The sequence below is a fragment of the Faecalibacterium hattorii genome (assembly GCF_003287455.1).
Taxonomy (GTDB): Bacteria; Bacillota; Clostridia; order Oscillospirales; family Ruminococcaceae; genus Faecalibacterium; species Faecalibacterium hattorii.
This window is the reverse complement of sequence record NZ_PRLC01000004.1, coordinates 23,048-46,777: the sequence shown is the minus strand read 5'-3', so window position 1 is coordinate 46,777 and position 23,730 is coordinate 23,048. Positions and strand designations below refer to the sequence as shown.

The following is a 23,730-nucleotide window of genomic DNA, read 5'->3' as shown; positions in this document are numbered from 1 at the left end:
ACAAAAACATAAAATGAACTAGGAAAGCTGACAGCCGCACTGTGCGCATTCTGCGCCGGGCTGTCGGTCTGGAGGTATTTTGTATGTGTGGCATTGTTGGTTATGTGGGCAAGCGCAACGCGCAGAATGTTCTGCTGGACGGCTTGGAGAAGCTGGAATACCGCGGGTATGACTCCGCCGGCGTCGCTTTGGCGCTGGAGGGCGGCATCCGGGTGGTCAAGAGCAAGGGCCGCCTTGCCGAGCTGCGGAAAAAGCTGGAGCTTCAGGCGCTGGCCGAAAGCCGCTGCGGCATCGGGCACACCCGCTGGGCCACCCATGGCGAGCCCAGCGACGTGAACAGCCACCCCCACTCTACCCCGCGGGTGAGCATCGTCCACAACGGCATCATTGAAAATTACGGCATCCTGAAAGAGCGGCTCATAGCGAAGGGCTACACCTTCGAGAGTGAGACGGATACGGAAGTGCTCGTCAAACTCATCGACAACTGCTATGAGGGCGAACCGCTGAAAGCGCTTCACGAAGCGCTGGGCATGGTGCGGGGCAGCTACGCGCTGGCCGTGCTGTTCAAGGATTTCCCCGATACCGTCTTTGCCGTCAAGCGGGAGAGTCCCCTCATCGTCGGCTGGGGCGAGGGCGAAAACTTTGTGGCGTCGGATATCCCGGCTCTGCTGAAGTATACTCGGAAGTACAGCGTCCTCGAAGAGGGCGATCTGGCCGTGGTGACCGCTGGGAGCATCCAATTCTACAACGAGTTCGCCGAGCCGGTGGAGCGGGAAGTGCTGACCGCCGACTGGGACATGGAAGCGGCTGAAAAGGGCGGCTACCCGCACTTTATGCTCAAGGAGATCAACGAGCAGCCCGCCGCGATCACGGCGACGGTCAGCCCCCGCGTGGAGAACGGTCTGCCGGATCTGCGCATTCCGGAATTGTCGGACGAGGTGCTGCGGGGCATCGGCACCATCCATCTGGTCGCCTGCGGCACCGCCATGCACGCGGGCATGGTGGGCAAGGCGGCCATCGAAGCGCTGGCCCGTGTCCCCGCCGAGGTGGACATCGCCAGCGAGTTCCGCTACCGGAACCCGATCCTGCGGCCCAACGATCTGGTCATCATCATCAGCCAGTCCGGCGAGACCAGCGACACGCTGGCCGCCCTCAAGCTGGCCAAGAGCCGGGGCGTGCCGGTGCTGGCCATCGTTAACGTAGTGGGCAGCTCCATCGCCCGCGCGGCGGATCATGTGCTCTACACCTATGCGGGGCCGGAGATCGCTGTGGCATCCACCAAGGCCTACACGGTGCAGATGTGCGTGCTTTACCTGTTTGCCTTCCGGCTGGCGCTGGCCCGCGGGGAGCAGACGGAAGCTGAGATCCGCCGCCTGACCGCCGAGCTGCTCCGCGCCAGCGAGGTCATCAAGCCCCGTCTGGCCGACTGTGAGCAGATCAAGTACCTCGCCAGCCGGTTCGTCAACACCCAGAGCTGCTTCTTCATCGGGCGCGGGTTCGATTACTCCCTCTCGCTGGAGGGCAGCCTGAAGCTGAAGGAGATCAGCTACGTCCACTCGGACGCCTACGCCGCCGGAGAACTCAAGCACGGCACCATCAGCCTCATCACCGAGGGGGTGCCGGTCATCGCGCTGGCGACCCAGAAGCAGGTCTACGAAAAGACCATCTCCAACGCCAAGGAGACCAAGAGCCGGGGCGCAAAGGTCCTGCTCTTCACGACGAAGGATGCCGTAGTGCCGGAGGGTGTGGCGGATTATGTGGTGCGGCTGGATGACTACGACGACCTGCTCATGCCGCTGCAGCTCATCGTGCCGCTGCAGCTCTTTGCCTACTATATGGCGGTCCTGCGCGGCTGCGACGTCGATAAGCCCCGCAACCTTGCCAAGAGCGTGACCGTGGAATAAGGATAAGAATACAGCGCCCGGAAGGCGGCAAAACCTTCCGGGCGCTGTTTGCATGTCTGCGTTTGCCTCAGCCGAGGGCGACGTCAAGAAAGAAAAATTTTCGGGGATGCCACGGAAGCAGAAGTGCTGCTTTTTGAAACTTCCCAGCCAGATGCTTGACAAACTCGGAAAAAAGAGGTAAACTAATCAAGTCATCCGACATACATTCATCAATATGGGCCTATAGCTCAGTTGGGAGAGCGTTCGGTTCGCATCCGAGAGGTCAAGGGTTCGAATCCCTCTAGGTCCACTTTTAGCAGCAGCGTAATTTTAACGCTGCTGCTTTTCTTTTGTATACACATAAGTCACGCGCTGGCTTTGGGACCTAGAGGGATTCGAACAGCACGGCCCTGCCGCAGGCAGGGCAAGCAATCAGCCCAGTGCAACGGCGACGACCGCAGCCAGTGGCTGAAACAGGGAGGAGCTGTTGGGGCCGCGTTCTGATTTTTCAAAGCCCCGCCAAGGGGTTGCGGAAAAATCAGCTAACGCAACTCGTCGCTGTTGCTTCGTGCGCGGGTCCCGACCAGTAGGAATGTCTACCGGGGACGCTGCTGCTGCCGTGTCCCGGCAGGGCGTTTTTTGCTAGTTTTTCGTTTCAACGCACTGTCTTAGAACATCACAGAACGCCATATCATCATCTACAGCAGCAATTGCAGCGTTGATCAAAGTTTCCCGGTCCGTGTTGCCCCAGTTAATATCCGGGTAGCAGTACATGGACTGTACTGTGGTGTAGACATCATACTTTGAGAACATAATCAGCCCTTCTTTGCGTACTTTGCGCGCAGTTCATTCACGACCTGTTGATAGCTGGCTTGACCGTTGCCAATGCGATCAAGGTTGCTGCGTGTATCTTTGCTGATGGTCATTCCCTCAATGGAAAAGGTGCCATACACATTGCGGAGGTTGCTCTTGTGCTGGGCAGGGGTAGTGTACTTGACGCTCATGGTTTGGCCTCCTTCTGATTTACATGATACTATATAAAGTTTATCGTGTATGAGTCCTATTGTCAATCTACAACTTGTTGTCAAATGTAAAAAGCGCAGCTTCCATTCATTCAAAGTTGAAGTTGCGCTTTTACGGTACATCGTATTTTATTGCAAATTAGGATGTGATACATCTGAACCCCATGTGAGTACCATCTCAAGGGCCTGTAGCTCACTTGTACGCCAACCATATTACGCCCCAAATTGCTTCACCTTGAAAATCAACGGCGTGGAGACCATACTTGCGACCAAGAAAGGCCGCCAGCATGGCTGCACCTTTTATATGAACGAATACACGTTGATTTTTCTTTTCTCATGGTGCATAAGGTGTGCACAAAAGCGAGACTGTTGGGAGAGCGTTCGGTTCGCATCCGAGAGGTCAAGGGTTCGAATCCCTCTAGGTCCACTTTTAGCAGCAGCGTAATTTTAACGCTGCTGCTTTTCTTTTGTATACACATAAGTCACGCGCTGGCTTTGGGACCTAGAGGGATTCGAACAGCACGGCCCTGCCGTAGGCAGGTCAAGCAATCAGCCCAGTGCAACGGCGACGACCGCAGCCAGTGGCTGAAACAGGGAGGAGCTGTTGGGGCCGCGTTCTGATTTTTCAAAGCCCCGTCAAGGGGCTGCGGAAAAATCAGCTAACGCAACTCGTCGCTGTTGCTTAGTGCGCGGGCTCCGAACCCTGAAGTCGGATGCGAACCGGGCGGGGGCATCAATATATTTTTTGAAAATCCATTGGTTTCACGCTTCTTTCTTTGCGTTTTGCAGAGTTCTGCGGGTAAGCACATCGCTTTTATGCCCCCTTCTCGGAAATTTCTTCAAAAATTTCCGCACCATCGTAGGTTGACACAGCCTTGAGCTGTTCCACTTGGTTGAAGCTGGCGTTCAGGGTGATCGAGATTTCATATAAAAATAGAGGGAGCTGTAAGCTTTGTACTGAACGCAGGCGGTGCAAAGTATTGCAGTAAACCCCGTAAGGCATCATAAAAAGACACCGGAGGCTTTGCATCAGCTTCCGGTGTTTTTTATGCGCCGCCGGGCTATCTTTTGCTGCACGGTTATGCTACAATAGAAAAAAACGCGAATTGCAGGAGGAATTATGGATTTTTACGGAACCATCGGCCCTGCCTGTGCCGATGTAAAGCTTTTGCAGCAGATGGTGGAAGCCGGCATGACCGGCATCCGCATGAACCTTTCTCATGGCCCACTGGCAGTGCACAAGGACTGGCTGGCGCTGCTGCGCAAAGCCGGGGTCAAAAAGCTGCTCATTGATTTGCAGGGGCCGGAATTGCGCATTGGTCGTCTGCCGCAGCCGCTGTCCCTGACCGCCGGGCAGACCGTGCGTCTGGGCGCGCAGGGTATCCACTGCCCTGCCGCGCTGGTGCACAGCGTGCAGCCCGGGCAGACGCTGCTGCTGGATGACGGCAAGCTGCTGGCACGGGTGGACACCGCAGAGCCGGAAGCACTCGTGTGCACCGTAGTGCGGGGCGGGGTGCTACAAAGCCGCAAAAGTCTGGCCGCACCGGGGGCGGATATCCAGATGCCCACCCTGACCGCCGAGGACAAGGAGAACCTTGCCATCGCCGCCAATTGCGGCGTTACGGGGGTCATGCTGCCCTTTGTGCGCGGCGCTGAGGATATCCGCAGCCTGCGGCAGGCGCTGGCAGAGGCCGGTGCGCCGCAGCTGAAGATCCTTGCCAAAATTGAAAACCTTGCGGGCGTGCAGGCGCTGCCGGAGTTTTTGCCGCTGGTGGACGAGGTGGTCATTGCCCGGGGCGACCTTGGCAACGCGATGCCCCTGTGGGAGCTGCCCCGCTGCCAGAAACAGCTTTCTGCCGCCTGCCGGGCAGCCGGGGTGCCCTTTATGGTGGTGACCCAGATGCTGGACAGCATGCACACCCGGGCTGTACCCACCCGCGCCGAGGTGAGCGACATCTACAATGCCGTACTGGACGGCGCATCCAGCCTGATGCTCACCGGCGAGACCGCCGCCGGGCAGTATCCGGTGCAGGCCATGGAGTATCTGGTGCGCACCGCCCGCACGGCGATGTGACAGGCGCAGACGGCGCTGCTTTTGCCGGATTCATCCCCGGGCGTCCTGCCGGGTGGTGTGGAAGTACTCCTTGGGGGTCATGCCGTACTCCTTTTTGAAGGCGCGGAAAAAGTGGTTGTAACCGCCAAAGCCGCTGGTCTTGTACACCTCGGTGATGGGCAGCCCCTGCTCGATGAGGGTGCAGCAGCGGTCTAACCGCGCCTTTACGATATAGCGGTGCACCGTCTGCCCGGTCTGGCGTTTGAATTCCCGGGCAATATGTTCCCGGGAGACGAAAAACTCCTTTTCCAGCCGCTCCAGCGTCAGTTCCTCGGTAAGGTGCGCCTGAATAAACAAAAACACCTCGTCCAGCATCAGGTGGTGGCGGCTGACCAATGCGGTGTGGAACTCCGCATGGATGCAGGCACGCAGAGCCAGCACCACAAACATTTGCAAAATACCGTGCTCGAACACCGCTGCACCGAACTGGGTGCGCTCCTGCGGGAGCATCAGCAGCTTCCGGGCAAGGTTTTTCAGCAGCATATAGATCTGGCTGTCCGGGCGCACAGCTACCTGCCGGAAGGGCACCACGTTGAAGCTTTTTTCAAGGTCGGTATCTGCGTCCGAAAGCTGCGCCAGCGTCTGGGGGGACAGCTGCACCCGAATAAGTTCCAGCGGGCCGTAAGCACCGGCGTATTCCAGTCTGCCGCCCTGACCGGGCTTGAAGATGATGAGATTCTGCTGCTGTGCGGGCAGCACCACCTCGCTGCACCGGAACACACCGCTGCCCCGCATGACCAGAAACAAATCATAATACGCGCCGGAATAAAATTCCCGGACGGCGCTCTGCTTAAAAAGATAACGCTTGGCTGTATAATTCACCAAAAAGTCCTCCATGAAACTGTCATGTGTAACAGATTGTTGTACACAACAGAAAAGTACAACTGTTATAATTGCATAATACATCAATTTGCGATAGTTTTCAATCATTTTTTGGATATGTATTGATGAAAAATTAACGTATAATGAAAACGTAGAAAAGAGACTTGTGCGAAAAGTCTCGTGGTTTCACTGTTTTTAAGGAGGATAAAACACAATGGACCAGAAAAAGACCATCCGACCCTTCTCCATGAAGGACAAGATCGGTTATACACTGGGCGATCTGGGCTGCTGCTTCACCGAGCAGTACCGCGCCATGTATCTGTCGATCTTCTACACCCTGATCCTGCAGGTCAACCCCTTCCACGTGGGTATCCTGCTGCTGATCACCAAGATCTGGGACGCCGTGAATGACCCCATCATCGGCGCCATGGTGGACTCCCGCAAGGCCACCAAGGGCGGCAAGTTCATCCCGTGGATCCGCGCCTTCTCCTTCCCCATGGCAGTGCTGTGCGTACTTGGCTTTGTCAATGTAGGCAATATCAACTACGGCCTGCGTCTGGCCTACATGTTCGTCACCTACGTTCTGTACGAGGCGCTGTACACCTGCGTCAACGTGCCCTTCGGTACTCTGTCCAGCGTGATGACCGATGATGTCAGCCAGCGCACCGCACTGTCCCGCTACCGCAGCCTTGGCGGCACCATCTTCATGACCGTTATGGTCATGATCGGCCCCCTGTTCCTGTATGTGGACAACAAGCCCGTGGCTGGCCGCTTCCTGATGCTGGCCTGCATCTGCGCTATGCTGGGTCTGCTGTGCCTGCAGATCACCTGCGTATGGTGCAAGGAGCGCGTGGAAGTGCCTGAGCGTCCGCAGGGCGAAAAGCTGAACTACCTGCATGTGCTCAAGGAGATCTCTCACAATAAGGCTCTGCTGGGCGTTATGTTCTTCAGCCTGACCGGCATGATCGGTGCTTCCGTGGTCAACGGTCTGAACACCTACCTGTATAAGGACTTCTTCGGCAACGTTAAAATTCAGGCTGTCTCCGGTATGCTGAGCGTGCTGTACGCTGTGCTGTCCTTTGCCATCACCCAGCCTCTGGCCAACAAGTTCGGCAAGAAGGAGTGGTGCTGCATGGGCGCTGGCTTTGCCGCCATCGTGTTCGGCATCCTGTTCTTCTTCCCCGTCCACAACCCTGTGGCCTTCATCGTCATCAACGGTATCTGCTATCTGGGTGCTTCCGGCATGCAGGTGCTGATCTGGGCTATGGTCAACGACGCCATCGACTACCACGAGCTGCAGACCGGCGAGCGCAACGAGGGCATCGTTTACTCCACCTACTCCTTCTTCCGCAAGCTTGCAAGCGCCATTTCCGGCAGCCTGTCCAGCTTTGTGCTGGGTGCCATCGGCTACAACGTTACCGCTGGCGCTGTGCAGACCGCTGGCGTTGTAAACGCTATCTGGAAGAGCTACACCGGCGTCTACTTCCTTGGCTACGGCATTGCAGTTGCCATCCTGTTCTTCGTCTACCCCCTGACCAAGCAGAAGACTGCTGAGATGCTGACCGAGCTGAAGGCTCGCCGCGCCGCAAAGGAGAGCAAGTAAACCATGAAGATCTTACAGGTTCAGTTTAAAAACCGCAATGGCCACACCCTGCGCGGCATCGTGACCCTGCCCGACACCGAGGGCAAGGTACCCTTTGTGGTGCATCTGCACGGCTTTGCCGGCAGCTGCAGCGGCTACAAGTCCATGTACACCCACCTGTCCCGCGCTCTGGCAGCGCAGGGCATCGGCAGCGCCCGGTTCGATTTCTACGGCAACGGCGAGAGCGACGGCGAGTTTGAGGATATGAGCTTCGACGGCCTGCACACCGATGCACAGGATATCTTTGCATGGGCCGCTGAGCAGCCCTATGTGGACAGCGAAAAGCTGTTCCTCTCCGGCCAGAGCATGGGCGGCTACATTGCCGCCTCCTGCGCACCGGTCATCCAGCCCCACGGCCTGATTTTGCTGTGCCCGGGCGCCGGGATGTGGTTTGGCTGCGCACAGCGCGCCGACGGCGTTGTGCAGACCGGCAAGGACTACACCGACATGGAGGGTCTGTGCTACAAGATGGCCTTTAACTACGAGATGGCCAAGCACCCCGACCCCTTTACCGAGGCCAAGGGCTACAACGGCCCGGTGCTGCTGCTGCGCGCCGATGATGACCGTCTGGTGGACGAGGGCACCTGCAACCGTTACGCACAGGTGTACACCGCACCCGAGGTGGACACCATTGCAGGCGGCGGCCACAACTTTGCCACGCTGGCAGCCCGTGCCGCCGTGGAGGAAAAGACCGCAGCATTCATCAAAGCAAATCTGTAAAGCAAAGCATATCTGCAAGGAGGCTTTTATATGCAAAACGTGCTTCTGCAGCCCATCGAGGTGGGCGGACAGACCTTTAAAAACCGCATCATGTTCCCCCCGCTGACCACCGGCTACGAGAAAAACGGCATGATCAGTGAGCAGGACATGGGCTTCTACACCCGTCTGGCAAAGGGCGGCGTGGGCTACATCGTTATGGGCGATGTGGCACCCATCAACAGCTTTTCTCCCACCCCCAAGCTGTTTGACGACAGCCAGATCCCTGCCTTCAAGGCACTGGCCGACAGCGTACACGCCTACGGCACCAAGCTGGGCGTCCAGCTCTTCCACCCGGAGTACGACGTAGACGCCATCAACAGTCTGTTTATGCAGAAAAAGTTTGATGAGATGCGTCAGCGCCTGCATCACGACATGATGTTCTTCACCGATGAGGTCAGCGAGGAGATGCTGATGGCCATCATCGATAAGATGTGCGCCTGCGCAGTGCGTGCACAGAAGGCCGGTGTGGACGTCATCCAGATCCACGGCGACCGCCTGAACGGCTGCCTGTGCTCCACCCGCATGAACCACCGCACCGATAAGTTCGGCGGCAGTCTGGAGAACCGCGTCCGCTTTGCCCGCATGCTGACCCGCGCCATCCGCAAGGCTGTGCCGGATATGGTCATCGACTACAAGCTGTCCATCGTCACCCCGCAGCGCGGCAAGGGCGGCATTGACGAAGCCGACGCCGTGCAGTTTGCCCAGTGGCTGGTAGAGGACGGCGTGGATATGTTCCACGTTGCACAGGCCAACCACACCGGCAACATGGCCGACACCATTCCTCCCATGGGCGTACAGCCCTACGGCTTCTTCGTCAAAATCGCCGGGGACATCAAAAAGGCCGTCAATGTGCCGGTCAGCGCCGTGGGTCGTATCGTGGATGCCGAAATGGCTGCGCGTGTCATCGAGAGCGGCATGGCCGACATGGTTGCCATGGGTCGCCCGCTGCTGGCAGACCCCGACTGGGGCACCAAGATCGCTGCCGGGAAGGCTTGCGATATCCGCCGCTGCATCAGCTGCAACAAGGGCTGCACCGATGCCATCCAGAACCGTCAGTTCCTCTCCTGCGTGCTGAACGCGGAGAACGGCTACGAGAACACCCGCAGCATCCAGCCCGCAGCGCAGAAAAAGAAGATCGCCGTCCTCGGCGGCGGCCCTGCCGGTCTGGAAGCCGCCCGTGTGGCAGCGCTGCGCGGCCATGACGTGACCCTGTTTGAAAAGACCACCACTCTGGGCGGCCAGCTGAACATTGCCTGCGTACCTCCCCGCAAGGAGGAGATGCGCCGCGCCGCACAGGACCTGATCCACGCGGTCTGCAACGCCGGTGTGCACCTGTGCATGGGTCAGACCCGCACCGCAGAGCAGCTGAAGGATGCCGGTTTCGAGGCCGTCATCAACGCTGTGGGCGCACACAGCGCCGCACCCCGCATCCCCGGCATCGACAGCGTGAACGTGGCCGATGCATGGAAGGTTCTGGCCGGTGAGCAGCAGGTGTACGGCACGGTTGCCGTCATCGGCGGCGGCATGGTGGGCTGCGAGACCGCAGAGTATCTGGCTGCCCGCGGCTGCAAGGTGTCCGTTATCGAGATGATGGACAAGATCGCCGCAGGCGAGAGCACCACCATTCTGCCCACCCTGCTGGAAAACTATAAGACCTACGGCGTGGAGCAGTACCCCAGCCACAAGGTCAAGGAGTTCCGCATGGACGCCGTCGTCTGCGAGAACAAGGACGGCGCAGAGGTGACCATCCCCTGCGATTACATCGTGCTGGCTATGGGCGCACGCTCCAACGAATTTGACGCTGCTGCGCTGGAAGCTGCCAGCATCCCGGTGTATTCCATTGGCGATGCCGCCGGCAAGGCTGCGGATATCTCCAACGCCATCCGCACCGGCTACGATACCGCCTGCCAGCTGTAAAACAAAAATATCGTTCTATTTGTGGGTCAGAAACGCCTGTGGGCGCTTCTGACCCACTTTTTTTTACCCTCTCAGGCAAAGCCGTCGGGGTTTTGCCTCGCCCTCTCAGGCGCTCCCGTGTCCGCTCTCCCGAAGGGGTAGCCAAGGTTTAAAGCCCATTGCTAAAGTATTAGGCATCATGAGGAGACTTTCGGCAGTGCTCTTGGCTCTCCCTTTGAGGAAAGACTTCCACCCGCTCCGGGGGAAGATATCGCGGAGCGCATTCAAAATCATCCCACATAAAAAGGCTGCTGCACAAAACCCTGTGCAGCAGCCTTAAATATTTTACGTTTACAACAGATCAGATGCTGAACTGCACGGCGCAGAAGGCGGCATAGATGCACAGCAGTGCAATGCCCTGCGGGCGGCTCAGCTTGCCCTTGATCAGAGCGGGCAGGGTGAGCAGCAGCATCACGGCAAACATGACCGGGATATCCATCACCAGCGAGGCGTTCATGCCTGCGATGGTGGAGTTCTGCGGGATGCTGAAGGGTGCCAGCGTGACAGACACGCCGCTGACCAGCACTAGATTGAACACGTTTGCACCGATGACGTTGCCCAGCGACAGCGCGCCGTGACCCTTGACCAGCGAGGTGATGGCGGTGACCAGCTCCGGCAGCGAGGTGCCCAGTGCCACAAAGGTCAGCGCAATGACCGACTCCGGCACGCCCAGCGCCTGTGCGATGAGGGTGCCGTTGTCCACCAGCAGGTCAGCGCCCACAGCAATGAGCACTGCGCCGATGGCCAGCAGCCCCAACTCCTTGGCAAAGGAGCCTTCCTCAGCCTGCTCTTCCTCTTCCGGGGCGGGGGCATTTTTCATAGCCAGCACGTTGCACACGATGTAAGCCACGAACATGGCCAGCAGGATCAGGCCCACCGGGCGAGTGAAGGAGCCGGTGGTGTAGGCCACACCGGCATAGAAAGCGGCAGCCACAAAGAAGAAGGCCACCGGGGTGCGCAGGCTCTTGGGGTCAACCTTGCCCGGGCGCACCGCAATGGTGATGGCGGCGATCAGTGCAGCGTTGCAGATGACCGAGCCGATGGCGTTGCCGTAGGCGATCTCGCCGTGACCGGTGAGGGCAGAGGTGGTGGACACCATGACCTCCGGCAGGGTGGTACCGATGGACACCACCGTGGCACCGATGAGCAGCTCCGGCACATGGAAGCGGCGGGCGATGCCGGTGGCACCGTCCACAAACCAGTCGCCGCCCTTGATCAGGCACAGCAGACCCACGATAAATAACAGAACAGGGATCAGCATAATATCTCTCCTTTTTAATAATAGCGGCAGAGGCACAAAAAAAGACCTTTATCACATCCAGCCCAAAACGGGAAAATGTGATAAAAGTCTCAAGCATCCGGTACTGCATCGGGCATTTCTGCCGGGGGTGTCGCTGCAGCACAGCGCACCCGTTTTTCAACTAAAGTACGCCCCTTACTCCCTTTTATCCAGAGAATATTATACCTGTTTTCCAGCAAAAGCGCAAGGGGAAATGTGGGATTTATTCTGCCTTGGTCACTTTTTTGGCGTTGGGGTAAATATGCTCCATGCGGGCGTTGTCGAAATGCTCGTCAAGGAACACTTCCAGCTGGCCGTTGGGCGCATCGCCGCTGGTGCGGGCATCGTACCGCGCCAGTGCCAGCGCGCTGGTAAGCATATTCACCGCCATGAATAGCTGTTGATGGTGCTGGGGGCGTTGAACAGCATGGCCCGCAGGTATTGCTTGATGTTACGGACTTTGGTGGTGTTATCCCACAGGCAGTCCATGACGAACTCGATGTGATGGCTGTCCAGTTTCAGGAACTTGGCCTTGACCAACTCTGCCGGGTAATCGTCCCCGGCCACCCGGATGGGCTTACGGTTGGTGCAGACGGTTTCCAGCAGGATGTCCACGATCTCGTCCAGCTGCTCCCGGTCTATCCGGGGATTCTGGATGAGGGTGTCATACTCGATGTTCTCCAAAATCAGGTCCCGGTAGATTTGATAGGCCGCTTCCTTTCGGCTTCCTGTCCGTTCCGGCGGCGGTGCCGCTGCCTCGTTCTCGTTCAAAGGCAAGGGGTTTGGGGAATGGATAGGAATGGAATCGGTATTTAATCCCTCTTTCTTTTGTATTTCTGTAATTACTTTATCTTTATTTAATTGCATTGGATTTTCCAACGTAGGGTTTTCCTGCGTGGGATTCTCCAATGTAGGTGAAACCGATGCAGGAACAGGCTGCGGCAGCTCGAAGATCACATAGTCTGCACCACGCAGCCGCCCTTTCTCGTCCCGTTCTCTGGAACGCTGGATGTAGCCTGCCTGTTCCAGTTCCCGGATGGCCTGCCGTATCGCGTCGATGCTTTCCCGGTTGATACGGGCCAGTCCTTGCAGGGTGTAGTCCCAATCTTCCGGTAGGGAGAGCATTTGGGAGAGTAAGCCTTTGGCTTTCAGGGACAAGGCCCGGTTCCGCAGGTGATGGTTCGACATGACCGTGTAGCCGCTGTTCTTTTCTACCCGAAAAACTGCCATTTCACGGATGCCTCCTTTCTGTTTTTGGACAAAGAAAAAGCCGCAGGCTTTTTGTGAAAGTCTGCGGCTATGCCGATTGTTAGATATTCAATTCTTTGTGTTTCCGCACTCCATATCAATTACCACCGAAACGGTGATGTGATTTTCAATGCGTTTATTGCGGAGTTTATCGCCCTCGCCATCGAACACAACGTGACGAGAAAATAACGTAAAACGGAGGATTTCTACTAGATTTCTCTTTGTAGTGAAACTATCGCTTCGACGTGCTTCGTCCTCGGAAACAGATCGACCGGCTGCACCTTTTCCGCATGATATCCCTTTTCTTCCAGCCACTTCGCGTCCCGCGCGGCGGTGGAGGGGTTGCAGCTGACGTAGACGACCCGGCGGGGGGACATCTGGACGACGGCGGAGAGGGTGGCCTCGTCGCAGCCCTTGCGGGGCGGGTCGAGGACGATGACGTCCGGGTGGAGGCCCTCGGCGGCGAGCTGGGACGCGGCTTTGCCCGCATCGGCGCAGAAGAAGCGGCTTTTGGCGGCAACAGCGCTGCCCATGCGGGCGGCGTTGGCCTTGGCGCTCTCAATGGCTTCGGGGACGATCTCCACGCCGATGAGCTCGCGGCAGCGGTCTGCCATCGAGAGGCCGATGGTGCCCATGCCGCAGTAGAGGTCGAGCAGGAGGTCCTCCGGCTGGAGCTGGGCATAGTCGGCGGCGATGCCGTACAGCCGCTCGGCGGCGAGGGTGTTGACCTGATAGAACGACAGGGGGCCGAGCCGGACCGGGACGCCGCAGAGGGTGTCCTCGATGAAGCCGGGGCCGGAAAGGGTGTGGGTCTCGGTGCCAAGGATGACGTTGGTGTTTTTGGCGTTGACGTTCACGAGGATGGTCGCGATGGCCGGGAACTGCGCTTGCAGCTGGGCGGCCAGCTCCGCGCTGTGGGGGAGCTTCGGGCGGGTGCAGACGATACAGACCATGATCTGCCCGCTGTGGGCACCGCGCCGCAGGAAGATGTGGCGCACAAGGCCCTTGCCGGTGGCCTCATCGTAGGGCTGGATGTGGTTGGCCGCAAAAAAGGCGCAGAGTGCGTTGCCGATGTCGTTCAGGACGCCGGGCTGCAGCTTGCAGTCCGGGCAGGGGACGATGCGGTGGGTGCGCCCGGCGTAAAAGCCGATGCAGGGGGCACCGTTTTTGTCCCGGCCCACCGGGAACTGCACCTTGTTGCGATAGCGGTCCACTTCGGGGGAGGGCAGGGCGTCCAGAACCGGCACATCCAGCCCGCCGATGCGGCGGAAGGCGTCGGTCACGCTCTCCTGCTTGGCCCGCAGCTCGGCGGCGTAGTCCAGATGCCGCAGACTGCACCCGCCGCAGGGGCCGGCCACGGCGCAGTCCACCGGGATGCGGTCGGGCGAGGGGGTGCGCAGACTGTCCAGAATGCCGAAGGCATAGCGGCCGCAGTCCTTGACGATGCGGACATCGGCCTCGTCGCCGGGGGCGGTGCCGGGCACGAACACGGCCTCACCGTCCGGCGAGTGTGCCACGCCGTTGCCATCATTGGAAAGCCGCTCGATGGTCAGCGTCAACACCTGATTTTTCTGTAAGGGCATGGGTGATCTCCTTTTGTGTTATTCGGCGTCCGGCGTCTCGGCGGCGTCGGTCTGGGACGCGAGGTACTTGCTGGGCGGCACGCCCTTGGCGCGCTTGAAGACCCGCGAGAAGTAGAACTGGTCAAAGAAGCCCACCGAGACGGCGACCTCGGCGATGGACAGATTGCCCGCCCGCAGCAGCTTGCAGGCCTCGTTGATCCGGTAGTCGGTCAGATAATCAATGGGGCTCTTGCCGACGTTCAGCATGAACACCCGGTACAGATGGCTGCGGGAGACGCCCACGCTCTTGGCGACATCGTCGATGGAGATATCGTGCGAATAATTGAACTGGATGTACTTGATGGCGTTGAGCACATACTGGCTGGAGGACGAGGTGCTGTGGGGCTTGGCCTCGCTGGTCTCCTTCATCAGGGCGGAGATGAACAGGTACAGGTAGCCCACCATGGCGGCTTCGTTCTGCGGCTGGAGCCCGCGGGAGGAGTAGATGTTGGTCAGGGCTGTGCGCATCCCGTCGGGGTCGCTGGTGTGGTGGACGGGCTGCTCGTCGGTAAAGGGGAGCTGCGCGGCTAATTTGTGCGCACATGCGCCATTAAAGCCCACCCAACTGTACTCCCACGGCTGCTGCTCGTCGGCGGAGTAGCGGATGAGCTGGCTCGGCCGGGCAAAGAACAGATCACCGGGGGCGACGGCAAAGGTGCGCCCGCCCACTTCAAAGGTGCCCCTGCCCGAAACGACAAGGTGGATCAGGTAGTGGTCCCGGATGCCGGGGCCCCATGTCTGGCCCGGAGCGCACCGCTCCAAGCCGCAGTTGAAGATGGACAATTCGATGTTGTTGGTGTAATTCTGTTTGAAGGACTGCTTGTAAACGTCTGGCATAGGAATCTCCTCCCATCAGCGGCATTGTTAAGTTCAGTATAACATATTTGCCCCTGCAAATTCAACAAAAGTACATCCGATTCTTTGACTTTCGTGCCAAAATTTGATTTTTTGCCCGATCAAATCGCCAAATAAATTGAAAACTGCGTCTGCATCGATTACAATAGAGTTATCTTTTCCGAACAGGCTTTCCGGTGTTCTTGGGGGAGGAACGGCTATGGCGACCAGTACACAGCTCAGACAGCAGATCTTGGCAGGGGAGCAGGACGCGGCCCTTGCCGCGCTGTATGGCACAGACCCGGCAGTGTTGGCCCGGCAGCGGCAGCGATACGCCGCCGCGCTGGAACAGTTCGAACTCTATTTCGGGCCGGGGCGGCAGGTGCATCTCTACTCCGCGCCGGGGCGGGCGGAGCTTGGCGGCAACCACACCGACCACCAGCACGGCTACGGGCTGGCGGCGGCGGTGATGCTCGACCTTGTGGCCGTGGCGTCGCCCAGCGATGACGGCTTCATCCGGGTAAAATCCCGCGGGTTCAACAAGCTGGACGTCATCGACCTGAGTGAGGCCGAGCCGCAGGACGGCGAGAGCACCCACTCCGCCAGCCTCATCCGGGGCATTGCGGAGGGCTTCCGGGCCAAGGGCAAGGCCGTCAGCGGCTTCGACGCCTACACCGCCAGCGATGTGCTGCGGGGGTCCGGCCTGTCCAGCTCGGCGGCGTTCGAGATGGGGATGGCGGTGATCCTGAACGGAGAATATCACTGCGGCCTGTCGGCTCCGGAGCTGGCAAAGATCTGCCAGTATGCGGAGAACACCTACTTCGGCAAGCCCAGCGGCTTGCTGGATCAACTGACCAGCGCGGTGGGCGGCGTCATCTTTGCGGACTTTGCCGACCCGGCTTCCCCTAAGATCGAGAAGATCCATGCGGCGGGGCTGCTGCCAGCCGGAATGACCCTCTGCGTGACCGACACGCGGGGCAGCCACAGCGAGCTGACCGGCGAGTTTGCGGCCATCCGGAAGGAGATGGAGGCTGTGGCGGCGCAGCTGGGGGCAAAGGTTCTCGGTCAGGTGCAGGCGGCGGATCTCTGGGCCGCCCTGCCCCGGCTGCGGCAGACGTGCGGAGACCGCGCCGTGCTGCGGGCCATTCACTATTTTGAGGAGAATGCCCGCACCCTCGCCGAGCGGGATGCGCTGCGGGCGGGGAACTTCCCGGCCTTTCTTCGGCTGATCGAGGCCAGCGGACACGCATCCTTCACCCTCTGCCAGAACGTCTACTGCGCCGCCGATGTGCGGCATCAGGGACTCTCCTCGGCGCTGGCGTTGAGCCAGCATCTGCTGGCCGGGCGGGGCGGTGCGTGGCGGATGCAGGGCGGCGGCTTTGCGGGCACCATCCAAGCCTTCGTCCCACAGGCGCTGGTGCAGAGCTACCATGACGCCATCGAAGCCGTGTTCGGCTTCGGCAGCTGTTACCGCCTCCGTCTGCGGGAGCAGGGTGCGATCCGAGTACTATAAACGGAAAAAATCTCCCCGGCCGATGCCGGGGAGATTTTTTCGGATCAAGTTATACGCCGCGCTCCTGCCGCTTCTGGCGCATCTCGTCCGTGTAGGACTGGAGCGCCGACAGGGTGTCGTCGTGGAAGCCGAACTGGTTGGAGAGCTTGACGTAAACATTCTCTGCCAACCGGTAGGCGGAGCCGACCACACGGAACAGCAGCATGGGCACGAAGGTGAAGGAAAGCGAAAGGATGCCGCCGCTGAAGAAGAAATCGTCCAGACGGAGCTGATCGGTGAAACGATCCCATGCGTCGGACAGCTCACCGCCGCCGCCGATCTGGATCTGCTCCTCTGCCGGAATGGCCGCGTAGGAAGAAGGCATCTGCAGCTCTTTCATAAAAAAGCTCCTTTCTGCATCAAGATCAAGTTCAAACGCAGGGGGCCGTAGGCATCAGGCCGCCGTCAGTGCCGCAGTGGCCGCTGTGGTGGGGTCGGAGGAAGCCGCCGCCGTGGTGTCGGTGGTGGTCTGGTCCGCGCCGGTGATGCTGTTCTTGGCGCTGGTGTAGAGGTTGAGGACATTGTTCACGAGGGAGACGCAGTAGATGTACACCGCATAGCCCGCAAAGCCCGTGAAGACGACGGTCGCCACCTTGCCCATGGTGTTCTGGCGGTTCCAGTAATGGGCGATGGCACCGCCGGTGGTCAGGCCGTCGTTGCGCATGTTGGACAGGCCGTTGAGGGCGCCACTAAAGGCTGCCTGACCCATCAGGCGGATGAGGTTGGTGACGAGGTTAAAGGTAAACTGCTGGGGCGAAATGGCATCGCCGCCATCAAGATAGATCATTTCATCTTCGGAGATGGGGGCATACGCTGCGGGAAAGTGCAGCGCAGACTGACTGGTATATTCCATGGCAAGAGAACTCCTTTCGTATCGGGGCCGGACGCAGCATGTCCGCCATAAGTTGAGAAAATTATAGCATACTCTCCCAAAAACAACAAGAGACGAAAGTGGAAAACGGCGTGCCGGTTTTGTGAAAAATAAAGGATGAAATTTCAAAAAATAACAGGAATGCGAAGAAAAACGCAAAAAGGCGGGAGACGGCACCGCTGAAAAAATGTTGTGTGAAATTTACACAAAACAAACGAAAGCGGCGGGCCGGACGGGCGTTTTCCACAAAACGCTGCACGGCTCGCCGCTCAACTGGGGAGAAATATCAGAAGAGGAGAAATGCTTATTCTGCCGCCGGAGCGCGGTCATACAGAACGGTCAGGTCGGCGATGTGGTCGGCCAGCAGCCCGGTCAGCGGGGTGGCAAGACGCCACTGCCAGTTGGCCCCTTGGGTGCTGGGGGTGTTGATGCGGGCCTCTGCGCCCAGATGCAGCCAGTCCGCCATGGGGACGATGGCCATATCCGACACACAGGACAGGCACGCCGCGATCATTGCTTCGGTCAGGTCGTCCGGCTCACAGCGGAGGTACCGGCACGCATAGTGGACGTCTTCCGGGCTGGCGCTTTCCTTCCAGCCCTCGGTGGTCACATTGTCGTGGGTGCCGGTGTAGACGACGCTGTTCTTGGTGTAGGTGTAGGGCAGGTAGTTGCCCGGCTCCCGGCGATCAAAGGCGAACTGCATGATCTTCATGCCCGGATAGCCGCTGGCGGCCAGCATGGTCTTGACCTCCGGCGTCAGGTAGCCGAGATCCTCGGCAATGATGCCGCCTTGGCCCAGCGTCTCGTGCATTGCATCGATGAAGGCTTGGTCGGGGCCTTTTTCCCAGTGGCCGCCCGCCGCCGTGGTGTTCCCGGCGGGGATGGAGTAGTAGCTCTCGAAGCCGCGGAAGTGGTCGATGCGCACCACGTCATAAATGGAAGTGGCGTGCTTCATCCGGCGCTTCCACCACGCAAAGTGTTCGGCTTCGTGGCGGGGCCAGTCGTACAGCGGGTTGCCCCAGAGCTGACCGTCGGCAGCGAAAGCGTCCGGCGGGCACCCGGCCACATGGGTCAGATGGACCTGACCATCGGTCTGGAACAGCTCCGGGCGGGTCCACAGGTCACTGGAATCGGGGCTGACGTAGATGGGGATATCGCCCACCAGCAGGATGCCCTTGCCGTTGGCGTAAGCCTTGAGGGCGTTCCACTGGGTGAAGAAGAAGAACTGCACGGCCTTGTAGTAGTCCACCGCGTCGGCCAGCCGCACGCGGGCGGCGGCGAGGGCGGAGGGATCGCGGGTGCGCAGCGCGTCCGGCCAGTCGGCCAGCCCCGCCTGACCCTGCTGGGCCTTGATGGCCATGAACAGGGCGTAGTCGTCCAGCCAGAAGTCCTGCGCAGTGCAAAACTCGGCGTAGGCGGCGGTGGGGGCGGCCAGCAGCCGGGCGGCGGCTTTTTGCAGGATCACCGGGCGCTGGTTGTAAAGCGCGCCGTAATCGATGCTGCCGACCGGGGCTGCAGCGGGCACCTCGCCGGGCAGCAGCCAGCCTTCGTCTGCCAAGGCGCGGAAATCGATGAAATAAGGGTTCCCGGCAAAGGCGGAAAAGCTCTGGTAGGGGCTGTCGCCGTAGCCGGTGGGGCCGATGGGTAAGATCTGCCAATAGGTCTGCTTGGCGCGGGCCAGAAAATCCACAAATGCAAAGGCCTCTTGCCCCAGCGTGCCGATGCCGAAGGGGCCGGGCAGACTGAATACGGGCATCAGGATGCCGCTTGCTCGCATGGTGAAACTCCTCCTCGCTTAGCCCTTGACAGCGCCGGCCACGACGCCTTCAATGATGTATTTCTGGCAGGTGATGTACAGCAGGATGATGGGGATGATGGCGATGATGATGCAGGCCATCATGGGGGCCAGCTCCACGCGGCCATAGCCGCCGCGGAAGTACTGGATGGCCATGGGGATGGTGCGGTACTTCTTGATGTCCAGCACCAGCGTGGGCAGCAGGTAGTCGTTCCAGACCCACATGGTCTCCAGAATGGCGGTGGAGATCATGGTCGGCTTCAGGATGGGGAAGACGACCTTGAAGAAGATCTGCAGCGGGTTGCAGCCGTCGATCATGGCCGCCTCCTCGATCTCGATGGGCACGCTCTTCATGAAGCCAGTGAACATGAACACGGCCAGACCGGCGCCGAAGCCGAGGTAGATGATGCAGATGTTCCACGGGGTGTTCAGATTGAGGGTGTCGGCGGTCTTGGACAGGGTGAACATGACCATCTGGAAGGGCACGACCATGGAGAAGACGATGAGCAGGTTCATGAACTTGCTGAGCTTGTTGTTCACGCGGGTCAGATACCAGCCGGTCATCGAGCAGCACAGCAGGATGAGTACGACGCTGGACACCGTGATGAGCAGACTGTAGCCGAGGCTGGACAGGAAGTTCATCTTGAAGATGCCGTAGGTGTAGTTTTCAAGGCCCACGAAGGTCTCCTTGGTGGGCAGCGCGAAGACGGTGGAGGTGGTGAAGGTGCCCTCCCTCTTCAGGCTGTTGATGAGGATCAGGGCAATGGGGTAGACCCACAACAGGCAAAGCAGGGTCATGATGACCGTGAGCACATTGTCCCACATTTGTTTCCGTTTAATCATTACTGCTGTACCTCCTTGGAACGAGTGAAGTGGAGCTGGATCAGAGAAATGACGACCACGATCAGGAAGAAGACGACGGCCTTTGCCTGACCGATGCCCTTCCACTGGGCACCGGAGCGGCCGTAGAAGGTGTTGTAGATGTTCAGAGCCAGCATTTCGCTCGCGTTGGCGGGCTCACCGGCGGTCAGGGCGACGTTCTGGTCAAAGAGCTTGAAGCTGTTGGTCAGGGTCAGGAAGGTGCAGATGGTGATGCTGGGCATGACCATGGGCAGCTTGATCTTGAACAGGATCTCGCGATCCGACGCGCCGTCGATCTTGGCGGCCTCGATCAGGTCGCCGGGCACGCTCTGCAGACCGGCAACGTAGATGATCATCATGTAGCCGATCTGCTGCCAGCACATCAGAATGACCAGACCGACGAAACCGGCCTTGGCATCCAGTGCCAGCAGGGGCTTTTGCAGGTTTGCCAGCACGCCGTTGAGCAGGATCTGCCAGATGTAGCCCAGCAGGATGCCGCCGATCAGGTTGGGCATAAAGTAGACGGTACGGAAGATGTTGGTGCCCTTGATGCCGCGGGTCAGCACGATTGCAATGGCAAAGGCGCAGACATTGATGAGCACGGTGGAGACCACAGTGAACACTGCCGTAAAGCCGAAGGCATGCAGGAAGGTGGAGTCTTGGAAGACGGAGATGTAGTTCTGGATGCCGACGAAGGTGGTCTTGGAGACCGTTGTGAACCGCTGGAAGGACAGATAAGTGCCCCAGATGAAGGGCCAGATGAAGCCGATGATGAACGCGATGAGGGTAGGCAGCACGAACACCGGCCAATATTTGCTGATGGCCTTTTGCATGATATACCTCCAAAAAAAGAGGGGGGCGGGCGAACCATTCGCCCGCCTCCCTTTTGCAAGTCAGGTGTTAAGAATGATGGGGGAGCTTAGCCGTTGGCCAGCTTGTACTCCTTGGCCCAGCCATCAACGAAGGCAGTGACAACGGCGTTCCAATCGCCGGTGCCTGCTGCGTAAGCGGTCAGAGCGGAACCAACGCCATTCTTCCACTCCTCGGAAGGCATGGTGGAGAAGCACCAGTCAACACTGGTCTTGCCAGCTGCAACGTAGTCGTTTGCAATGGCGATCAGGGGGTTGGTGGATTCCTTTGCCTTCTTGAAGGGGATGACAAAGCCCATATCGTCGGACATAGCGGAAGTGCCCTTGTCGGAAGTGACACACCAGTACAGGAAGTCCAGAGTAGCCTGAATGTCCTCGTCAGAAGAGGTGTTGTTCACGCACCAGTAGTTCTCAGAACCGGTGCACAGGCCCTGATTCTCTTCGCCGTCCACACCGATGTAGATGGGCAGCATACCGAGGTTGTCGTCGCCCAGATCCTTCACGTCGCTGTAAGCCCAAGTGCCGTTCTGATAGAAGACAGCCTTTTTGCCCACGAACTCGGCCACAGCGTCGTTGCCGGTCTTGGAAGCCAGCAACGTGGGATCGCAGGTGGAATCGGTGATGTACAGATCCCAGATCTGCTTGTAGTTGTCGAGGTAGGTGCCCTTGATGGCGTCGGTGGAGCTGATGCCGTCAGCCTTGTACTCGTAGTAGATGGGCAGGTTTGCCAGATGGGTCTTGAAGCGCCAGTCGGAAGAACCGTCCATGCCGGCGGAGGTGAAAGCGCCATCGACGCCCAGCTCAGCCTTGCGGGCCTGAATGTCATCGGCGACCTTCTTCAGATCGTCAAAGCCCTTGATATCGTCCTGGGTGTAGCCAGCAGCAGTCAGCAGCTCCTTGTTGTAGATGATGCCGTAGGTCTCAATGACGTATGCGATGCTGGTGACAGCGTCGCCGTCCTTCAGGGCGAAGGAGTCGCTGGTCAGCTCGCCGTACAGCTTGCTGCCGGACAGGTCGTAGCAGTAATCCTTCCAGTTGGCCAGACCCACAGGACCGTTGACCTGGAACAGGGTGGGAGCCTCGCTCTTCTCCATCTCGCTCATCAGGGTGGTCTCGTACTGGCCGGAAGCAGCGGTCACGACGGTGACGGGCACGCCGGTCTCTTCGGTGTAAACCTTAGCCAGATTCTGCCAAGCCTCATCCTGTTCGGGCTTGAAGTTCAGGAAGTAGACCTTGCCGTTGGCACCGGAAGCTGCGGTAGAGGAAGCAGCGGTAGAACCGGCAGCGGAGGAAGCGGTGGAGGTGGAGCTGGAAGAGCCTCCACAGGCAGCCAGCCCCAGAGCAGCGGCAGAAGCGCCTGCGACCTTCAGAAAGTTACGACGAGAGATCATCTTTTTCATAGTAGTACTCCTTCTTCTGATTGTTTTTTATCAGCACCGCCCGGTGAAAGCGGGCGGGGTTAGACGGATTCAAACCGGCGGCGGCAGGGGCAGACACTTTCGCCCTGCTGCAATTCCGGCTGGAGGGTAACGGTCTGTGCCGGGGCACCGTGCTCGATCTGCCGCACCAGCAGCTCAATGCTCTGAAGTGCGATCTGTTCGCTGGGCTGGACGATGGTGGTCATCACCGGCACGCAGTAACGGGACATCGTGATGCCGTCAAAGCCGATGACGGAGACATCCTCCGGCACCCGGCACCCGGCGCTGACCAGCGCCCGGATGGCACCGAACGCGATCACGTCGCTCATGGCGAACAGGGCGGTAAACTCGGCCCGGCGGGCCAGCAGACTGTTCATGGCGTGGTAGGCGGACTCGAAATCGTAGTTCGACAGGCCGTAGAGCTTGTCGTCGAAGGTGAGCCCGGCGTTCTCCATGGCGTCCTGTGCGCCGAGGCGGCGCATCCGGCTGGGATAGCTGGTGGCTGGGCCGCCCAGCACAGCGATCTTGCTGTGGCCCTGCGCGATGAGGTGGGCGACGGCGGTGCGGGCAGCGGCCCGGTCGTCTACGCCGACCATCGACAGATTGGGGAAGTTCAGCTCATTGGAGACCAGCGTAGCCAGCACAGAAGGGACTGTGATGTTGGCAAAACCGTTCTGGAAGTTGCTCACGCTGCCGCCGAGGAAGATGATGCCTTTGGGCTTGATCTCCCGCAGGATCTTTTCGGCTGCGTCGATCTCGTTGGCGTTCTCGTCCAGATAGGAGACGATGCCGTTGTATCCGTACAGGGTAGCGGCCCGCTGCAATTGAACGAGGAAGTCCGAAAAGAAGAGGTTGCGTGCGCCCTTGACCACGAACACCAAGCTCCGGGACTGCTGAATCTTCAACTGCCGGGCGTTGGTGTTGGGGGTGAACCCCGCTTCCCGCATGACCTTCAGAACGTGCTCTTTCGTTTCCGGCCGCACATCGGGCCGGTCGTTGATCACACGGGAGATGGTGCTGACGGAACAGCCGCTGATGCGGGCGATGTCCTTGATCGTCATATCGCATCTCCTCGCTTTCTGCCGATTCATCGGGAACGTTGTCGGGAACGTTTCCAGTGGCTATAGTATGGCACATTTTGTTCAAAAAATCAATCATGTGGAACCACTTTCGTAAAAAGTGTA

The 23,730-nt window shown here is 59.1% G+C and carries 21 protein-coding genes and 1 tRNA gene; 7 read left to right on the top strand and 15 right to left on the bottom strand.

From position 1 onward, the window contains the following. Positions 1 to 83 precede the first annotated feature (83 nt). Both glmS and C4N23_RS03830 read left to right on the top strand, forming a co-directional pair. Positions 84 to 1,904 (top strand): glutamine--fructose-6-phosphate transaminase (isomerizing), encoded by a 1,821-nt coding sequence (gene glmS / locus C4N23_RS03835; RefSeq protein WP_112144174.1) that lies wholly within the window; start codon positions 84 to 86, stop codon positions 1,902 to 1,904. A gap of 216 nt (positions 1,905 to 2,120) precedes the next feature. Beyond that, positions 2,121 to 2,193 (top strand) — tRNA-Ala (locus tag C4N23_RS03830). Positions 2,194 to 2,698: 505 nt separating this feature from the next. Here the strand turns inward: C4N23_RS03830 and C4N23_RS03825 are convergent. Beyond that, positions 2,699 to 2,887 (bottom strand): antitoxin VbhA family protein, encoded by a 189-nt coding sequence (locus C4N23_RS03825; RefSeq protein WP_112144172.1) that lies wholly within the window; start codon positions 2,885 to 2,887, stop codon positions 2,699 to 2,701. 832 nt (positions 2,888 to 3,719) lie between these two features. Next, entirely contained in the window at positions 3,720 to 3,911 is a 192-nt protein-coding gene (locus tag C4N23_RS13960) for a hypothetical protein (RefSeq protein ID WP_181567066.1), read from the bottom strand. A gap of 114 nt (positions 3,912 to 4,025) precedes the next feature. On the opposite strand from C4N23_RS13960, the gene pyk reads away from it, so the two are divergent. Next, a complete protein-coding gene (pyk, locus tag C4N23_RS03815) occupies positions 4,026 to 4,979 on the top strand; it encodes a pyruvate kinase (protein WP_112144166.1) in 954 nt (317 codons plus the stop codon). Between the two features lie 30 nt (positions 4,980 to 5,009). Here the strand turns inward: pyk and C4N23_RS03810 are convergent, their stop codons facing one another. Beyond that, the gene (locus tag C4N23_RS03810; RefSeq protein ID WP_242983714.1) at positions 5,010 to 5,840 is read right to left on the bottom strand and encodes a helix-turn-helix domain-containing protein; all 831 of its coding nucleotides are present in this window, start codon (positions 5,838 to 5,840) and stop codon (positions 5,010 to 5,012) included. Positions 5,841 to 6,054: 214 nt separating this feature from the next. Between C4N23_RS03810 and C4N23_RS03805 the strand changes: the two genes are divergently transcribed. Genes C4N23_RS03805 through bilR form a run of 3 tightly spaced genes read left to right on the top strand, consistent with a single transcriptional unit; the run spans position 6,055 to position 10,158 of the window. Next, complete coding sequence (locus C4N23_RS03805; RefSeq protein ID WP_055189227.1) at positions 6,055 to 7,443, top strand: MFS transporter; 1,389 nt, start codon at positions 6,055 to 6,057, stop codon at positions 7,441 to 7,443. Positions 7,444 to 7,446: 3 nt separating this feature from the next. Further along, the gene (locus tag C4N23_RS03800; RefSeq protein ID WP_055189225.1) at positions 7,447 to 8,202 is read left to right on the top strand and encodes an alpha/beta hydrolase family protein; all 756 of its coding nucleotides are present in this window, start codon (positions 7,447 to 7,449) and stop codon (positions 8,200 to 8,202) included. A gap of 30 nt (positions 8,203 to 8,232) precedes the next feature. Further along, positions 8,233 to 10,158, top strand: a complete 1,926-nt coding sequence (bilR, locus tag C4N23_RS03795) for a bilirubin reductase, long form (protein WP_112144162.1) — start codon at positions 8,233 to 8,235, stop codon at positions 10,156 to 10,158. A 340-nt stretch (positions 10,159 to 10,498) separates the two neighbouring features. Here the strand turns inward: bilR and C4N23_RS03790 are convergent, their stop codons facing one another. From C4N23_RS03790 to C4N23_RS03775, 5 genes are all read right to left on the bottom strand, one after another. Further along, positions 10,499 to 11,458 (bottom strand): calcium/sodium antiporter, encoded by a 960-nt coding sequence (locus C4N23_RS03790; protein WP_112144159.1) that lies wholly within the window; start codon positions 11,456 to 11,458, stop codon positions 10,499 to 10,501. 241 nt (positions 11,459 to 11,699) lie between these two features. Next, positions 11,700 to 11,855 carry a hypothetical protein gene (locus C4N23_RS13955; protein WP_181567065.1) on the bottom strand — a complete coding sequence of 52 codons (156 nt, stop codon included), beginning with the start codon at positions 11,853 to 11,855 and terminating at the stop codon, positions 11,700 to 11,702. A 2-nt stretch (positions 11,856 to 11,857) separates the two neighbouring features. After that, positions 11,858 to 12,706, bottom strand: coding sequence for a DUF6017 domain-containing protein (locus C4N23_RS03785; RefSeq protein ID WP_112144157.1), 849 nt, complete (start codon positions 12,704 to 12,706; stop codon positions 11,858 to 11,860). Between the two features lie 227 nt (positions 12,707 to 12,933). Beyond that, positions 12,934 to 14,307: a 23S rRNA (uracil(1939)-C(5))-methyltransferase RlmD gene (gene rlmD, locus C4N23_RS03780; RefSeq protein ID WP_112144154.1), complete on the bottom strand. Its 1,374-nt coding sequence runs from the start codon at positions 14,305 to 14,307 to the stop codon at positions 12,934 to 12,936. 18 nt (positions 14,308 to 14,325) lie between these two features. After that, on the bottom strand, positions 14,326 to 15,183 hold the full coding sequence (locus C4N23_RS03775; protein ID WP_112144151.1) for an AraC family transcriptional regulator: 858 nt from the start codon (positions 15,181 to 15,183) through the stop codon (positions 14,326 to 14,328). A 217-nt stretch (positions 15,184 to 15,400) separates the two neighbouring features. Between C4N23_RS03775 and C4N23_RS03770 the strand changes: the two genes are divergently transcribed. Beyond that, the gene (locus tag C4N23_RS03770; protein ID WP_055189185.1) at positions 15,401 to 16,693 is read left to right on the top strand and encodes a galactokinase; all 1,293 of its coding nucleotides are present in this window, start codon (positions 15,401 to 15,403) and stop codon (positions 16,691 to 16,693) included. Positions 16,694 to 16,742: 49 nt separating this feature from the next. Here C4N23_RS03770 and C4N23_RS03765 read toward each other — a convergent pair whose 3' ends face one another. The 7 genes from C4N23_RS03765 to C4N23_RS03735 all read right to left on the bottom strand — a co-directional run bounded on the left by C4N23_RS03765 (position 16,743) and on the right by C4N23_RS03735 (position 23,607). After that, complete coding sequence (locus tag C4N23_RS03765; protein ID WP_055189184.1) at positions 16,743 to 17,072, bottom strand: hypothetical protein; 330 nt, start codon at positions 17,070 to 17,072, stop codon at positions 16,743 to 16,745. 54 nt (positions 17,073 to 17,126) lie between these two features. Further along, a complete protein-coding gene (locus C4N23_RS03760; protein WP_112144148.1) occupies positions 17,127 to 17,585 on the bottom strand; it encodes a hypothetical protein in 459 nt (152 codons plus the stop codon). 322 nt (positions 17,586 to 17,907) lie between these two features. Continuing rightward, positions 17,908 to 19,380 carry a 4-alpha-glucanotransferase gene (gene malQ / locus C4N23_RS03755; RefSeq protein ID WP_112144146.1) on the bottom strand — a complete coding sequence of 491 codons (1,473 nt, stop codon included), beginning with the start codon at positions 19,378 to 19,380 and terminating at the stop codon, positions 17,908 to 17,910. An 18-nt stretch (positions 19,381 to 19,398) separates the two neighbouring features. Then, positions 19,399 to 20,241: a carbohydrate ABC transporter permease gene (locus tag C4N23_RS03750; RefSeq protein ID WP_097839357.1), complete on the bottom strand. Its 843-nt coding sequence runs from the start codon at positions 20,239 to 20,241 to the stop codon at positions 19,399 to 19,401. Then, positions 20,241 to 21,092 (bottom strand): carbohydrate ABC transporter permease, encoded by an 852-nt coding sequence (locus C4N23_RS03745; protein ID WP_055189176.1) that lies wholly within the window; start codon positions 21,090 to 21,092, stop codon positions 20,241 to 20,243. The genes C4N23_RS03750 and C4N23_RS03745 overlap by 1 nt, the downstream gene beginning before the upstream one ends. A gap of 86 nt (positions 21,093 to 21,178) precedes the next feature. Next, positions 21,179 to 22,528 carry an ABC transporter substrate-binding protein gene (locus tag C4N23_RS03740; protein ID WP_112144144.1) on the bottom strand — a complete coding sequence of 450 codons (1,350 nt, stop codon included), beginning with the start codon at positions 22,526 to 22,528 and terminating at the stop codon, positions 21,179 to 21,181. 59 nt (positions 22,529 to 22,587) lie between these two features. Further along, entirely contained in the window at positions 22,588 to 23,607 is a 1,020-nt protein-coding gene (locus tag C4N23_RS03735) for a LacI family DNA-binding transcriptional regulator (protein WP_112144142.1), read from the bottom strand. Positions 23,608 to 23,730: the final 123 nt, after the last annotated feature.

Coding starts and splice junctions, on each gene's coding strand:
- C4N23_RS13960 (WP_181567066.1), bottom strand. CDS start 3,911: ATGATGCCTTACGGGGTTTACTGCAATACTTTGCACCGCCTGCGTTCA.
- C4N23_RS03760 (WP_112144148.1), bottom strand. CDS start 17,585: ATGGAATATACCAGTCAGTCTGCGCTGCACTTTCCCGCAGCGTATGCC.
- C4N23_RS13955 (WP_181567065.1), bottom strand. CDS start 11,855: ATGCTTACCAGCGCGCTGGCACTGGCGCGGTACGATGCCCGCACCAGC.
- C4N23_RS03740 (WP_112144144.1), bottom strand. CDS start 22,528: ATGAAAAAGATGATCTCTCGTCGTAACTTTCTGAAGGTCGCAGGCGCT.
- C4N23_RS03750 (WP_097839357.1), bottom strand. CDS start 20,241: ATGATTAAACGGAAACAAATGTGGGACAATGTGCTCACGGTCATCATG.
- C4N23_RS03770 (WP_055189185.1), top strand. CDS start 15,401: ATGGCGACCAGTACACAGCTCAGACAGCAGATCTTGGCAGGGGAGCAG.
- C4N23_RS03735 (WP_112144142.1), bottom strand. CDS start 23,607: ATGACGATCAAGGACATCGCCCGCATCAGCGGCTGTTCCGTCAGCACC.
- C4N23_RS03745 (WP_055189176.1), bottom strand. CDS start 21,092: ATGCAAAAGGCCATCAGCAAATATTGGCCGGTGTTCGTGCTGCCTACC.
- C4N23_RS03775 (WP_112144151.1), bottom strand. CDS start 15,183: ATGCCAGACGTTTACAAGCAGTCCTTCAAACAGAATTACACCAACAAC.
- glmS (WP_112144174.1), top strand. CDS start 84: ATGTGTGGCATTGTTGGTTATGTGGGCAAGCGCAACGCGCAGAATGTT.
- C4N23_RS03805 (WP_055189227.1), top strand. CDS start 6,055: ATGGACCAGAAAAAGACCATCCGACCCTTCTCCATGAAGGACAAGATC.
- C4N23_RS03790 (WP_112144159.1), bottom strand. CDS start 11,458: ATGCTGATCCCTGTTCTGTTATTTATCGTGGGTCTGCTGTGCCTGATC.
- C4N23_RS03785 (WP_112144157.1), bottom strand. CDS start 12,706: ATGGCAGTTTTTCGGGTAGAAAAGAACAGCGGCTACACGGTCATGTCG.
- bilR (WP_112144162.1), top strand. CDS start 8,233: ATGCAAAACGTGCTTCTGCAGCCCATCGAGGTGGGCGGACAGACCTTT.
- pyk (WP_112144166.1), top strand. CDS start 4,026: ATGGATTTTTACGGAACCATCGGCCCTGCCTGTGCCGATGTAAAGCTT.
- C4N23_RS03825 (WP_112144172.1), bottom strand. CDS start 2,887: ATGAGCGTCAAGTACACTACCCCTGCCCAGCACAAGAGCAACCTCCGC.
- rlmD (WP_112144154.1), bottom strand. CDS start 14,307: ATGCCCTTACAGAAAAATCAGGTGTTGACGCTGACCATCGAGCGGCTT.
- C4N23_RS03800 (WP_055189225.1), top strand. CDS start 7,447: ATGAAGATCTTACAGGTTCAGTTTAAAAACCGCAATGGCCACACCCTG.
- malQ (WP_112144146.1), bottom strand. CDS start 19,380: ATGCGAGCAAGCGGCATCCTGATGCCCGTATTCAGTCTGCCCGGCCCC.
- C4N23_RS03765 (WP_055189184.1), bottom strand. CDS start 17,072: ATGAAAGAGCTGCAGATGCCTTCTTCCTACGCGGCCATTCCGGCAGAG.